Annotated in this window: 12 protein-coding genes; 6 read left to right on the plus strand and 6 right to left on the minus strand. The window is 71.7% G+C overall.

Annotation, left to right across the window (positions count from 1 at the left end; genetic code table 11):
- Together ACZ4N4_RS03020 and ACZ4N4_RS03025 are read right to left on the minus strand one after the other, a co-directional pair.
- Entirely contained in the window at positions 1–1428 is a 1428-nt protein-coding gene (locus tag ACZ4N4_RS03020; protein WP_467583742.1) for an MFS transporter, read from the minus strand.
- A 208-nt stretch (positions 1429–1636) separates the two neighbouring features.
- Positions 1637–2845, minus strand: coding sequence for a lipid-transfer protein (locus ACZ4N4_RS03025; RefSeq protein WP_467583745.1), 1209 nt, complete (start codon positions 2843–2845; stop codon positions 1637–1639).
- Between the two features lie 216 nt (positions 2846–3061).
- Between ACZ4N4_RS03025 and ACZ4N4_RS03030 the strand changes: the two genes are divergently transcribed.
- From ACZ4N4_RS03030 to ACZ4N4_RS03050, 5 genes are all read left to right on the plus strand, one after another.
- Positions 3062–4816 (plus strand): MFS transporter, encoded by a 1755-nt coding sequence (locus tag ACZ4N4_RS03030; RefSeq protein ID WP_467583748.1) that lies wholly within the window; start codon positions 3062–3064, stop codon positions 4814–4816.
- Positions 4817–4916: 100 nt separating this feature from the next.
- Positions 4917–5570 carry a class I SAM-dependent methyltransferase gene (locus ACZ4N4_RS03035; RefSeq protein WP_467583751.1) on the plus strand — a complete coding sequence of 218 codons (654 nt, stop codon included), beginning with the start codon at positions 4917–4919 and terminating at the stop codon, positions 5568–5570.
- A gap of 111 nt (positions 5571–5681) precedes the next feature.
- Positions 5682–6590 carry an N-acetylmuramoyl-L-alanine amidase gene (locus tag ACZ4N4_RS03040; protein ID WP_467583755.1) on the plus strand — a complete coding sequence of 303 codons (909 nt, stop codon included), beginning with the start codon at positions 5682–5684 and terminating at the stop codon, positions 6588–6590.
- A 129-nt stretch (positions 6591–6719) separates the two neighbouring features.
- Positions 6720–7535, plus strand: coding sequence for a hypothetical protein (locus ACZ4N4_RS03045; RefSeq protein WP_467583758.1), 816 nt, complete (start codon positions 6720–6722; stop codon positions 7533–7535).
- A 96-nt stretch (positions 7536–7631) separates the two neighbouring features.
- The gene (locus tag ACZ4N4_RS03050; RefSeq protein WP_467583761.1) at positions 7632–8642 is read left to right on the plus strand and encodes an LLM class F420-dependent oxidoreductase; all 1011 of its coding nucleotides are present in this window, start codon (positions 7632–7634) and stop codon (positions 8640–8642) included.
- 127 nt (positions 8643–8769) lie between these two features.
- Here the strand turns inward: ACZ4N4_RS03050 and ACZ4N4_RS03055 are convergent, their stop codons facing one another.
- Entirely contained in the window at positions 8770–9330 is a 561-nt protein-coding gene (locus ACZ4N4_RS03055) for a hypothetical protein (RefSeq protein WP_467583764.1), read from the minus strand.
- A gap of 135 nt (positions 9331–9465) precedes the next feature.
- Between ACZ4N4_RS03055 and ACZ4N4_RS03060 the strand changes: the two genes are divergently transcribed.
- Positions 9466–9753 carry a hypothetical protein gene (locus ACZ4N4_RS03060; protein WP_360486818.1) on the plus strand — a complete coding sequence of 96 codons (288 nt, stop codon included), beginning with the start codon at positions 9466–9468 and terminating at the stop codon, positions 9751–9753.
- 120 nt (positions 9754–9873) lie between these two features.
- On the opposite strand, the gene ACZ4N4_RS03065 is transcribed toward ACZ4N4_RS03060, so the two are convergent.
- From ACZ4N4_RS03065 to ACZ4N4_RS03075, 3 genes are read right to left on the minus strand one after another with little or no spacing between them, the layout of a single operon-like run.
- Positions 9874–10944 (minus strand): prenyltransferase/squalene oxidase repeat-containing protein, encoded by a 1071-nt coding sequence (locus tag ACZ4N4_RS03065; RefSeq protein ID WP_453575283.1) that lies wholly within the window; start codon positions 10942–10944, stop codon positions 9874–9876.
- Positions 10941–11735, minus strand: coding sequence for a class I SAM-dependent methyltransferase (locus ACZ4N4_RS03070; RefSeq protein ID WP_453575285.1), 795 nt, complete (start codon positions 11733–11735; stop codon positions 10941–10943). Before ACZ4N4_RS03070 ends, ACZ4N4_RS03065 begins: the two co-directional genes overlap by 4 nt.
- On the minus strand, positions 11729–13156 hold the full coding sequence (locus ACZ4N4_RS03075; RefSeq protein ID WP_467583768.1) for a glycosyltransferase family 4 protein: 1428 nt from the start codon (positions 13154–13156) through the stop codon (positions 11729–11731). The genes ACZ4N4_RS03070 and ACZ4N4_RS03075 overlap by 7 nt, the downstream gene beginning before the upstream one ends.
- Positions 13157–13220 lie beyond the last annotated feature (64 nt).

Here is a 13220-nt window from a genome sequence, read left to right on the forward strand (position 1 = left end):
TCATCCGGCAGACGTCGGCGGAATTCTTCCCGGCAGCCACAGCAGCATCAGTACCGTGCCGGCCAGCAGCACCCCGGTGCTGGTGCGGAAGGCCAGCGCGTACCCCTCGGTCAGGGCCGCGGCCCCGCCGCCCGTGCCGGTCCGGGCCGCCGCGACCGTCGACATCACCGCGAGCCCCAGCGAACCGCCCATCGTGCGCGAGGTGTTGATGAGCCCCGAGAGCAGTCCGGCCTCCGCCGGCGCCGCCCCGGAGGTGGCCAGTGCGGCCAGCGGGGTCGCGGCCAGGCCCGCGCCCAGCATCATCAGGATCCCGGGGAGCATGATCGCCGTCAGGTAGGCGCCGTGCGGACCCATGGTCGACTGCCAGCCGAAGCCGGTCGCCGCGACCAGCGTGCCCGCCACCGCCACCGTCCGCGCGCCCGCCCGCCGCATCAGCCGGGGCGCCGTCTTGGAGCCGACGAGCACCGCGACCGAGCTGGGTATCAGGGCGAACCCGGCCTCCAGCGGGGAGTAGCCGAGGACGTTCTGGGCGTAGAGCGTCATGAAGTACCACATGCAGAACATCGCCGAACCGGACACCAGCATGGCCGCGTTGGCCGACGCCACCCTCCGTCGCGCCAGCAGGCCGAGCGGCATCAGCGGGGCCGCCGTGCGCGCCTCGACGGCCAGGAACAGCCCGAGCAGCGCGAGCCCGGCGGCCAGCGGGACCAGGGTGGCGGCCGACGTCCATCCCTTGGCCTCGGTCTGCGAGACGCCGTACGCCAGGGTCGCCAGGCCCGCCGTCACCAGCAGCGCGCCGGGCAGGTCGAGCCGCCGTCCGGCCCCGGCCCGGCTCTCCGTCAGCCACAGCACGGACCCGGCGAGGACCAGCGCGCCCACCGGCACGTTGATCAGCAGCACCCAGCGCCAGGACAGGGTGTCCACCAGCACCCCGCCGACCAGCCCGCCGGCCGCGCCGCCGCCGGCACCGACCGCCGTCCAGGTGGCGATCGCCCGCGCCCGGGCCGGGCCCTCCGGCACGGCGGCCGTGAGCAGGGTCAGTGTCGAGGGTGCGAGGACCGCCGCGCCCAGCCCCTGCACGGCCCGGGCGAGCAGCAGCTGCCAGCCGTCCTGGGCGAGGCCGCCGCCGAGCGAGGCCAGCGTGAACAGACCGAGCCCGACCAGGAACATCCGCTTACGGCCGTAGAGGTCACCGGCCCGCCCGCCGAGCAGCATGAACCCGGCGAAGGCGATGGCGTACGCGTTCACCACCCACTGCAGGCCGGACGCGCTCAGCCCCAGGTCCGCACGCATCGACGGCAGCGCCACGTTCACCACGGACACGTCGAGCACCACCAGGAACTGCCCGGCGCACGCCAGCGCCACCACCAGCCAGGTGGGGGGTGCGGTACGGCGGGATATTCGTGAGGTGTCCGCGGCTTCGAGCATGACCGTCATGCTCTCAAGCCGGTTACGGTCCTTGCATCGGCTTTTCGGCCCACCCGGCCTCGGTCGTGCGGCCTACACCGCCCCTTTCGCGGTCGGTCACACGGCTGACACCGCCCCGCACCGCGCCCTTCGCCGTACCGCCTGTACGGCCCCGCACCGCGCCTTTCGCCGTCACACCGCCTACACCCGCCCCGCACCGGCGCCTCGCCTACACCGTCTTCCGGAGCATGGTCACCACGGCCGCGCCGCCCAGCCCGATGTTGTGCGCGAGCCCCACTCGCGCGCCCGGCACCTGCCGCTCCCCCGCCGTGCCCCGCAGCTGCCACACCAGTTCGGCGGTCTGCGCGAGGCCGGTCGCGCCCAGCGGGTGCCCCTTGGAGATGAGCCCTCCGGAGGGGTTCACCACCCAGCGTCCGCCGTACGTCGTCGCCCCCGACTCGACGAGCTTGCCCGACTCGCCCACCGCGCACATGCCGAGCGCCTCGTACGTCAGCAGCTCGTTGACGGAGAAGCAGTCGTGCATTTCCACGACGTCGACGTCCTCGATGCCGAGTCCTGAGCGGTCGTACACCTGGCGGGCCGCCGCCCGTGACATCGGCTGCCCGACGACGTCGATGCACGAGCCCGACGCGAAGGACTCCTCGGTGTCCGTCGTCATCGCCTGCGCGACGATCTCGACGAGGCCGGTGAGCCCGCGCCGTTCGGCGAACCGTTCCGAGACGACCACGGCCGCCGCCGCGCCGTCGGAGGTGGGCGAGCACTGGAGTTTGGTGAGCGGGCGGTGGACGGTGCGGGCGGCGAGGATGCCGGCCACGTCGTACACGTCCTGGAACTGGGCGTACGGGTTGTGCGCGGAGTGCCGGTGGTTCTTGGCGGCCACGGCCGCGAGCTGCGCCTCGGTGGTGCCGTACCGCTCCATGTGCTCGCGGGCCGCGTCGCCGAAGATCTGCGCGGTGGGCGGGGTCGTCTCGAAGCCGTGCCGGGCGGCCATGACGCCGTAGTGCCGGGCGACGGGAGAGGTGGAGAAGTCCCCACCGTCCGCGCCGCTTCCGAGCGCGCCCTTCTTCATCTTCTCGAAGCCGAGGGCCAGGACGCAGTCGGCCGCGCCGCCCTCGACGAGCTGACGGGCCAGCATCAGGGCGGTGGCGCCGGTGGCGCAGTTGTTGTTGACGTTGTAGACGGGGACGCCGGTGAGACCCAGCTCATAGGCGGCGCGCTGGCCGGCGGTGGAGGGCTGGAAACAGTAGCCGACAGGAACCTGTTCCACATCGGCGTACGAGATCCCCGCGTCCGCGAGTGCGGAGCCGCCCGCCTCCCGGACCATTTCCCAGTACTGCCAATCACGGGTCTCAGGCTTCTCGAACCTGGTCATTCCGACCCCGGCGACGTACGCCTTCGCGGCCCTGACGGAACTCATCGCGGCACTCATGGCGCGTGAGGCTAGAACACGTTCCATAAATTGACCAGGGCCTGACGGCAGATCAGAAACCCATGGGACGGTCAAGAATTCGTTAGCAGCTCGAAGCAACGGAATAGTTGCCTGTGCATACGAGGTTTACCCACCACTTATCCGCGGCGGATCCCGCCTCTCCCCGCTCTGCCCGTCACTCTCTTGGCCCGGAGGCCTCACTCAATGACGCACACGACGACCGACCAGCCCGCCCGGGGCGCGAGCGGGGCCGTGGTCCCGGTGCTCGCCTTCGCGGGCATCGTGGTCGCGGTGATGCAGACCCTGCTCGTTCCGGTCATCAAGGACCTGCCGCAACTGCTGGGCACCGAGCCCAGCAACGCCACCTGGGTGCTGACCTCGACGCTCCTGTCGGGCGCCGTGGCCACTCCGATCATGGGCCGCCTCGGCGACCTGTACGGCAAGCGGCGGATGCTGATATTCAGCCTCTCCGTGATGGTGGTGGGTGCGCTGATCAGCGCACTCACCAGCGAACTGCTCACGATGATCGTGGGCCGTACCCTCCAGGGCTTCGCCATGGGCGCGATCCCGCTCGGCATCGGCCTGATGCGCGACATGCTGCCGCGCGAGAAGCTCGCCTCGGCGATGGCCCTGATGAGCTCCTCGATCGGCGTCGGCGGCGGCCTCGCGCTGCCCGCCGCGGCCCTGGTCGCCCAGCACGCCGACTGGCACGCCCTGTTCTACGGCGCCGCCGGCCTCGGTGTCATCGCCATCGTCCTCACCCTCGTCGCGGTACCCGAGTCCCCGGCGCGCGCCGCGGGCACGTTCGACGTGCTGGGCGCGATCGGGCTCTCCGTGGGCCTGGTCCTCTTCCTCCTCCCGATCACCAAGGGCAGCGACTGGGGCTGGACCTCCGGCACCACGCTCGGGCTCTTCGCCGCGTCCGCCGTCGTCCTCGTCCTGTGGGGCGTGATGGAGCTGCGGGTCAAGGCCCCGCTGGTCGACCTGCGCACCACCGCCCGCCCGGCGGTGCTCTTCACCAACCTCGCCTCGATCATGGTCGGGGTCAGCTTCTACGTCGTCTCGCTGGTCCTGCCGCAGCTGCTCCAGCTGCCGAAGGCCACCGGCTACGGGCTCGGCCAGTCGATGGTCACCGCGGGTCTGCTGGTCGCCCCGCTGGGCCTGACGATGATGGTCACGGCGCCCGTCTACGCCCGGCTGTCCGCCAAGTACGGCCCCAAGACCACCCTGATCCTCGGCATGCTGATCATCGGTATCGGCTACGGCGCGGGCCTCGGCCTGATGAGCGCGGCCTGGCAGAGCCTGGTCATCGCCGTGGTGCTGGGCGCGGGCATCGGCCTCGCGTACTCCTCCCTCCCCGCCCTGATCGTCGGTGCGGTCCCCGCGTCGGAGACGGGCGCGGCGAACGGTCTCAACACCCTGATGCGGTCCATCGGTACGTCCGTGTCCAGCGCCGTCATCGGCATGGTGCTGGCCAACACGGCGAACCACGTGGGCGGCGTCGCCATCCCGACCATGCACGGTTTCCGGGTCTCCTTCATGATCGCGACGGGCGCGGTGGCCGTGGGCCTGGTCCTCGCCCTGCTGCTGCCCAAGCGGAGCCGGCCGGCGGCGGAGGCCGCCCAGCACACGCAGCTGCGCGCGAGCAGCGAGGAGGACGTCGCGCTGGCCAACGCCGAGGAGGTGCTGCGCGGTTTCCGCGGGCGCGTGCTCGACGCGGCGGGCGTCCCGGTGGCCCGCGCCAAGGTCACGCTGATCGACCGGCGGGGGCGGCAGGCGGGGGCGACGCTGTCCGGCGACGACGGTACGTACGTGCTCGCGGTGCCCACCGAGGGGGCGTACGTGCTGGCCGCGAAGGCACTGGGGCACGGGCCGTTGGCTTCCTCGGCGTCGCACGCGGGGGATGACCGGGCCGTCGACCTCGATCTCTCGTTGCCGGTGGAGACCGTCTCGGCCTGACGCCAACCCTGAGGACCTTGCATCCGCACCCCCTGTCGGACTCCGGCAGGGGGTGCGGCAGCATGGGTGGCCGGAACGTCGTACGACCGAAGGGACCCCCATGGCCGTGGCCGCGCCCCAGCCCGAGACGCTCGCCGCGTTCGAGAAGGCCAAGGGGTTCATGCCCCTGCACGAGGGGCTGGCGCTGTACGCGGCCGCTGTCGAAGCCGGGGAACTCGGCCTCCCGCTCCTGGAGGTCGGGACGTACTGCGGGCGTTCCACGCTTCTCCTCGCCGACGCGGCGCGTGCCGCCGGGGTCACCGCTGTCACCGTCGACCACCACCGGGGCAGCGAGGAGCAGCAGCCGGGCTGGGACTACCACGACCCGGAGACGGTCGACCCGGAGCTGGGGCTGATGGACACGCTGCCCACCTTCCGCCGGACGCTGCACCGGGCGGGCCTCGAAGACCACGTCGTCGCCCTGGTGGGCCGCTCCCCCCAGATCGCCTCCTTCTGGAACTCGCCCCTCGGCCTCGTCTTCATCGACGGCGGCCACACCGACGAGCACGCCACCGCCGACTACGAGGGCTGGGCCCCCCATGTGGCGCGGGGCGGGCTCCTGCTGATCCACGACGTCTTCCCGGACCCGAAGGACGAGTTCACCGGCCAGGCCCCCTACCGCGTCTACCTTCGTGCTTTGGAGTCGCGCGCGTTCACGGAGGTCTCGGCGCAGGACTCGCTGCGCGTGCTGCGGCGAACGGGGGCCGGGATCTGAGGGCGCGGCCGGAACCGGCGTCCCCTCTTGCCGGGGGCCGGTGTCGCGCCGTCATCCCATCGGCCCTCTTGGACCGCGTGGACGCCGTGGACGGCCGCTAGGGTGGCTGATGTGTCGTACACAGGCCCCGAATTCGATTCCCCGCAGCAGCGGCGCTCTCGGCGAGCGCCCATGACTGTCGCTCTCGCCGCGCTCGTGCCCGGTGCGCTGCTCGGATGGGTGGTGTTCGAGGGGGTGGGGAAGCCCGGTGGGAGCGGTGGCGGGGAGGCGAACGCGGCGGCGCCTCGGTCGGCGCCCGTGTCGCCCGGCGATGACGCGAAGGTGCCGAGCCCCAGTGCGGCCCCTCCGCTCAAGGGCAAGATCGTCGTCATCGACCCGGGGCACAACCCGGGGAACTTCCAGCACACGTCCGAGATCAACCAGAAGGTGGATATCGGGACGAACTGGAAGGAGTGCGACACGACGGGGACGGCCACCAACGCGGGTTACAGCGAGGCGCGGTTCACGCTCGACGTCGCGCACCGGTTGCGGACCCTGCTGGAGCGGCAGGGCGCCACCGTGAAGTTCACCCACGACGGGGACAAGCCCGCCTGGGGGCCGTGCGTGACCCAGCGCGCCCAGATCGGGAACGACGCGCACGCGGACGCGGCCATCTCCATCCACGCCGACGGGGCGCCCGAGGGCGACCGCGGCTTCCATGTCATCCTCCCGGCCACCGTGCACGCCGGCGGCGCCGACACCCGCCCGATCGTCGGCCCCTCGCGCACCCTCGGCGAGCACATCGAGAGCGATTTCGCGAAGGTGACCGGCAGTTCTCCGTCCAACTACGTCGGAAACGGCACCGGCCTCGACGTACGCAAGGATCTCGGCGGTCTCAATCTGTCAACGGTTCCCAAGGTGTTCATCGAGTGCGGCAACATGCGCGACAGCAAGGACGCGGCACTCCTGACGAGCGGGACCTGGCGGCAGAAGGCGGCGCAGGGAATCTCTGAGGGAATCGTGAGTTTCCTGCGCGGGTAGGCATCGGCGGACTGGTCCGGGCGGACACGCCGATCGTACGAACGATAGTGTCCTTCCTGCGATTCCTACGATGAGGGGCACCCCCGCGACGCCTCCTCCGCCGACGAGACGACCTACGAAGGACCTGAAGTGAATATCCGCTCCCTCACTAGAGGCGACGGCGTGGTGATCGGAGCAGCGGTGTTGCTGTTCATCGCGTCGTTCCTCGACACGTTCGACAAGTCCGGCAACGGTGCCCCGAACGCCTGGGACAACCTCGGCCTGGTGATGAGCATGTACGTCGGCGGTATCGCCGGCGCGGTCCTGATCGTCCTCGCCCGCGCGCTGCCGCAGCCGCTGAAGTTCGTCGGTCTCGACCTGGGCCAGATCGGCGTCGGTCTCACCGTGTTCTCGGTGTGGACCGCGTTCTGGTCGACCATCGACCCGCTGGGCGCGTTCGACGACTTCAACACCCTCGACATCGGCGCCGGATCCGGTCTGATCCTCGGCTTGATCGCCGCCCTGCTGCTGGCCGCGGCCGCGATCGCCACCCCGCTGGTCCCCGCCCTCCAGGCGGCCCTGGTCCCGGCCCCCAAGCCGCAGACCCCCCAGCCCTACGGTGCCCAGCCCTCCGGCGGCTACGGCTACCCCGGCGCCGCAGCCCCGCAGCCCGGCCAGCCGTACGGCGCCCAGCCGCAGGCCGGTCAGCCGTTCGGCCAGCAGCAGACCCCGGCCGCCGCACAGCAGCAGCCGGCCGGCCCCGCGCCCGACTTCTCGCCGTTCTGGTTCGCCGTCCCGGTGGCCCGGCCGCTGTTCGCGGAGGACGGCTCGGCCGCGCCGATCGCTGAACTGGCGCCGGGAACCTGGTACTTGGCCGTCGAGCAGCGCGGTGGCGCGCTGGTGGCGCAGACCCAGGACGGCCGCCGCGGCGTGCTGCAGGACACCTCCGGGATCCAGCGCGGCTGATCCTCGCAGGACCGCGTACGGCCCCTCTCCCTTCCGGGTGGGGGGCCGTTGTCGTACAGTCCGGAACTCGGTCTGACATGCCGTCAGGAGGCTCGTATGCGGCTCGGGTTGGCACTCGGATACTGGGGGCGGGGTCCCTCTCCGGACCATGTGCCGCTGGCGCGGGAGGCGGAGCGGCTCGGGTACCACTCGGTGTGGACGGCGGAGTCCTGGGGCTCGGACGCGTTCACCCCGCTCACCTGGATCGCCGCGCAGACGTCAACGATCCAGCTGGGTACGGCCGTTGCCCAGATGGCGGCCCGCTCGCCGACCACCACCGCGATGCACGCGCTGACCCTGGACCACCTGTCGGGGGGCCGGGTGATGCTGGGACTCGGCCTGTCCGGGCCGCAGGTCGTGGAGGGCTGGTACGGCCGCCCGTTCCCGAAGTCGCCGCTGACCGCGACCAGGGAGTACGTGGACGTCGTACGGCAGGTACTGCGCCGGGAGGGGCCGGTGGAGGCGGCGGGGCGCTTCCACTCCCATCCGTACCGAGGGCCGGACGCCACCGGTCTCGGCAAGCCGCTGAAGCCGATCACCCACCCGCTCCGGGCCGACCTGCCGGTCCTGCTCGGCGCGGAAGGGCCGAAGAACGTCGCCCAGACGGTCCGGATCGCCGACGGGTGGCTGCCGCTGTACTGGGCGCCGAGCCGGCCCGAGGTGTACGGGCCCGCGGTGACGGAGCTGCCGGAGGGCTTCCTGGTCGCCCCGATGGCACAGGTGAAGGTCTGTGACGACGTGGCCGCCGGGCTGCTGCCCGTGAAGGCCATGCTCGGCTTCTACATCGGCGGGATGGGCCACGCGGCCCGCAACTTCCACGCCGACCTCATGGCGCGCATGGGGTACGAGGAGGAGGCGCGGCGGATCCAGGAACTGTTCCTGTCCGGGCGGCGCGAGGAGGCCGTACTGGCCGTGCCGGACGCTTTCGCCGACGAGATCTCGCTGGTCGGTCCGCGCGAACGCATCGCCGAGCGGCTGGAGTCGTGGCGCAAGGGCCCGGTGACCGACCTGCTGGCGCTGGCCCCCGACCCGCACACACTGCGGGTCCTCGCGGAGCTCAACTCCTAGCCGCCCCGGGCGGCGGACCGGAGGAGGGGCGAGCAGGACGCGGCGGCGCACGGCGCCGGGGTCCGCCTCGGACGGTCGCCGCCCAAAGCGGTTCGGACACTCCGGCGCCGAACCCGAACCACGTTGCTCAGTGGGTGAGTTGAGACGTCGAAGGCACCTTGTTGGTGACCGGGGCGTCGGCGCTCTTTCCGGCGTCCTTCACGTTGTTGATGACGTCGTTGAACGAACTGGCCGCGTTCCCGTCGCCCTTGCGGAGCTTGGACGGCAGGTCCTTCAGCGCGTCGATGCCGGACGAGAGCGGGGCGACGGCCTTGGACAGCAGCGGGTCGCCCTGGGCGTTCCGCTTGGCGGCCTGGAGCCGGTTGTAGGCGAAGGTGCCCGCGAGACCGGCCTTGATGAGGGCGAAGGTGCGGCCGTGGGCGCCCTTCTTGAACTTGCCGGCCTTCCAGGGCTTGACGATCCACTGGTAGGTGGCGCCGGCCGCGAGTGACGCGTTGGCGACGAACCGCGTCTTGGCGAACTTCTGTTTCTCGGCGGACGTACTCGGACTGGGCGTGTCGGCCACGGGCACCGCGGCCATGCCGGTGTCGGTGGACTTGCTCTGCGTGGTGCTGCATGCGGTCACACCGGCGACGAGTGCGCAGCAGAGGGTCAGCGCGACGACCAGGCGCCGTATCGGTACGGGCACGGGGTCCTCCCGTGTGTCTCGATGTCCTCCCCGAGCGGTTGCTTCCTCCGGCAGCCTCACCCAGATGGCGGCGCTGCGCCACTCGGGGGCACCAGGTTCAGGTTTCAAGGACCGATCGGCGGCAACCCGGAGGGCATGTCCCCTCGATATCGTCACAACCAGGCCGGCACGGTCGTCGCGGTCGTCGCCGACATCATGGCCCTCATACTGGGCCTCTGGATAATGATGTACCTGCTGGACGCGAACCGGGCGAACAGCCTGGTCCAGTTCATCCACAACGCGGCCGCCTGGCTGGCCGGCTGGTCACGCGACCTGTTCACCTTCGACGAGGCGTGGGCGAGGGTGGTGGCAGGATACGGCCTGGCGGCGGTCGTCTACCTGTTCATCGGCCACGCGATCGCCAACCGGATGCAGCGGCACTGAGCAGTTCCGGTCAGAACTGCGCCCGTAAGGGGCGCGGGGCTGTGTGGACGTGCGGATCCGCCGCGTGGGTGCTACCAGCCCGTATGGCGCCGCACCCGCCGTACGCCGCGCCCCCGCCCCCTAGGCGCAGCAGTCCACCTCAAGCCCAGAAGGCAGCCGCCCACCTCCGAACACCGCACACGTGGCGTCATGCCCTCCGAGCGCGGCGACCGCCAGCAGCAGCGACCCCGCCGTCCACGTGGTGAGTTCCCGCGGCCAGATCGCGTCGTCCTCGAAGACGTATCCGGTCCAGTACAGCCCCGACTCCGCGTCCCGCAGATGCTGGATCGACTGCAGGATCTCCAGCGCCCGGTCGGACTCCCCGACCGCCCACAGCGCGAGGGCGAGCTCGGCCGACTCCCCGCCCGTCACCCACGGATTGGGGACGACGCACCGCACCCCGAACCCGGGTACGACGAACCGCTCCCAGTCCTTCTCGATCCGCGCGGCCGCCTCCGCACCGGTCAACGCCCCGCCCAGCACCGGGTAGTACCAGTCCATCGAGTACCGGTCCTTGTCCAGGAACCGCTCGGGGTGGCGCCGTATCGCGTGCCGCAGCGCGCCCACCGCCAACTCCCAGTCCGGCTGCGCCTCTTCCCGCTGCTCGGCGATGGCGAGCGCACAGCGCAGCGCGTGGTGGATCGACGAACTCCCGGTCAGCAGCGCGTCGTCGGTGGGCGTCCCCTCGTCCTCGCGCCGCCAGCCGATCTCACCGCCGGGCTGCTGCAGCCGCAGCACCCACTCGACGGCCGCGTACACGGCGGGCCACATCCGGTCGAGGAAGGTGTCGTCGCCGGTGGAGAGGTAGTGGTGCCAGACGCCCACGGCGATGTAGGCGACGAAGTTGGACTCGCGGGCGCGGTCGGTGACGTCGTCGTGCGCGCCGTCGGCGTAGGCCGCGTACCAGGAGCCGTCCTCGTTCTGGTGCTCGGCGAGCCAGGTGTAGGCCCGCTCGGCGGCGGCGTGCTCCCCGGCCGCGTCCAGCGCCATCGCGGCCTCGGTGTGGTCCCAGGGGTCGAGGTGGTGCCCCCGGAACCACGGGATCGCGCCGTCCTCCCGCTGTACGGCGAGGATCCCGCGGACGGTCGCGGCAGCCTGCTCGGCGGTGAGGACCCCGGGCAGGACGAGGTGTTCTGTCCGGGGGGTGGTCACTTGGCGGCCACCTCGGCGTCCGACGGGGCGTCGGTCCCGGTTTCGGTTCCGGTCCCCGTTCCCGTCTCGGTCCGGGGCAGGTGCGGCTTGGTGGCGTAGACGACGAAGCTCTTGCCCATCACCGGGTTCAGCGCCTGCTCGGCCAGGCGGGTGGCCAGCGGCTTCTTCATGATGTCCCAGACGAGCAGCTTGTGGTACGCGCGTACCGGCAGTGCCTTGTCGTTGTCGACGCCGAACGCGCACTTCAGCCACCAGTAGGGCGAGTGCAGCGCGTGCGCGTGGTGGCTGCCGTACGGCCGCAGACCGGCTTCCTTGATCTTCCCGACCAGCTCGTCGGCCTTGTAGATGCGGATGTGGCCGCCCTCGACCTCGTGATAGGCGTCGGAGAGCGTCCAGCAGACCTTCTCGGGGCCATAGCGCGGCACGGTGACGGCTATCCGCCCGCCGGGCCTGAGCACGCGCACCATCTCGGCGAGCACGCCCTTGTCGTCGGGGATGTGCTCCATGACCTCGGAGATGATGACGACGTCGAAGGACTCGTCGGGGAAGGGGAGCGCCAGCGCGTCACCCTCCATGGCGGTGGCCGTCGCGCCGGCCGGTGCCTCGCCGGCCTCCGCCATCGCCGCGAACCACTTGGCGACCTCGCGGATCTCCTCTCCGTTCTGGTCGAGCGCCACGACCTGGGCGCCGCGCCGGTAGCACTCGAAGGCGTGGCGTCCTGCCCCGCAGCCGAGGTCCAGGACGCGGTCGCCCGGGGCGAGCGGGAACCGGGAGAAGTCGACGGTCAGCACGTGGCCCTGCTTTCACTCTCGTGACGAACACCAGCTGAGGCCGCGGAGCGGCCGGGATTGCGGGGCGCGCGGGCCACGGCCTCGGCCGCGGAGCGGCCGGAAGCGGCGTCCGTGCCGCCCGCGGAGCGGGCGATCGCCTCGCGGTACCGGGCCACCGTGCCCTCCGCGGCGCGCGCCCAGGTGAAGTGCCGTAGCACCCGCTCACGGCCGGCCCGGCCGAGGCGCGCGCGGAGCTCCGGGTCGCCCAGCAGCCGGCTCAGGCCGGCGGCCAGCGCGCCGGCGTCGCCCGGCGGCACGGCCAGGCAGGTCTCCCCGTCCCGTCCGGCGACCTCGGGGATCGCGCCGCCCGTCGTCGCGAGCAGCGGGGTGCCGGTGGCCATCGCCTCGGCGGCGGGCAGCGAGAAGCCCTCGTAGAGCGACGGCACGCAGGCGACCTCGGCCGAACGGACCAGGTCGACGAGTTCGGCGTCGGAGATGCCCTTCACGAACTCGACGGCGCCCTCGAGGCCGTACCGCTCCACGGCCTGCGCGACGGGCCCCTCGGTGGGCTGTTTGCCGACGACGACGAGGTGGGCGGCGGGGTGCTCGGTCCGCACCTTGGCGAGGGCCTCGACGAGGAACACCAGCCCCTTCAGGGGCACGTCCGCGCTGGAGGTGGTGACGATCCGGCCGGGCACCTGGGGTACGGCGGGATTCGGCGCGAAGAGGTCGGTGTCGGCGCCGATGTGGACGACGTGGACGCGGTCCTCGCGTACCCCGAGATGGTCGACGATCTCCTGGCGTGAGGTGCCGGAGACGGTGAGCACGGAGGGCAGCCGGCGGGCGACCCGCTTCTGCATCCGGGTGAAGGCGTACCAGCGCCGTACCGAGTACCGCCGCTTCCATCCCTCGGCCGCGTCCAGCTCCAACTGCCGGTCGACGGTGATGGGGTGGTGGATGGTGGTGACGAGGGGCGCGCCGACGTCCCCCAACAGGCCGTATCCCAGCGTCTGGTTGTCGTGGACGACGTCGAACTCCCCGGCCCGGGCGCGCAGATGGCGCCGGGCGCGCAGCGAGAAGGTCAGCGGTTCGGGGAAGCCGCCGGTCCACATGGTGGCCACTTCGAGCGCGTCGACCCAGTCCCGGTACTCGTCCCGCCCGGGCGTCCGGAAGGGGTCCGGGGAGCGGTACAGGTCGAGGCTGGGCAGCTCGGTGAGGGTGAGCGCGGGGTACCCCTCGTCCAGGACGGGGTACGGCTGTGAGCCGATCACCTCGACGCGGTGCCCGAGGCGGGCCAGCTCGCGGGAGAGGTGCCGTACGTAGACGCCCTGGCCGCCGCAGAACGGGTTCCCTTTATAGGTGAGGAGCGCGATGCCGAGCGGTCGCTCGCCGTCGGCGGCGGGTTCCTCGTCGGTACCCGTCCGCCTGGCCTCAGCGGTCACTCTGGGCCCCCTTCTCCCTGCACTTTCCCGCGAGATTACGCCGGGACGCTAATCTAGAACAAGT

This window comes from Streptomyces sp. NPDC026538 (assembly GCF_055567535.1).

What these genes read in the sequence shown, in the direction of transcription:
- ACZ4N4_RS03025 (WP_467583745.1), bottom strand. Translation starts at nt 2,845, where the DNA reads ATGAGTTCCGTCAGGGCCGCGAAGGCGTACGTCGCCGGGGTCGGAATG.
- ACZ4N4_RS03020 (WP_467583742.1), bottom strand. Translation starts at nt 1,428, where the DNA reads ATGCTCGAAGCCGCGGACACCTCACGAATATCCCGCCGTACCGCACCC.
- ACZ4N4_RS03030 (WP_467583748.1), top strand. Translation starts at nt 3,062, where the DNA reads ATGACGCACACGACGACCGACCAGCCCGCCCGGGGCGCGAGCGGGGCC.
- ACZ4N4_RS03060 (WP_360486818.1), top strand. Translation starts at nt 9,466, where the DNA reads ATGTCCCCTCGATATCGTCACAACCAGGCCGGCACGGTCGTCGCGGTC.
- ACZ4N4_RS03050 (WP_467583761.1), top strand. Translation starts at nt 7,632, where the DNA reads ATGCGGCTCGGGTTGGCACTCGGATACTGGGGGCGGGGTCCCTCTCCG.
- ACZ4N4_RS03035 (WP_467583751.1), top strand. Translation starts at nt 4,917, where the DNA reads ATGGCCGTGGCCGCGCCCCAGCCCGAGACGCTCGCCGCGTTCGAGAAG.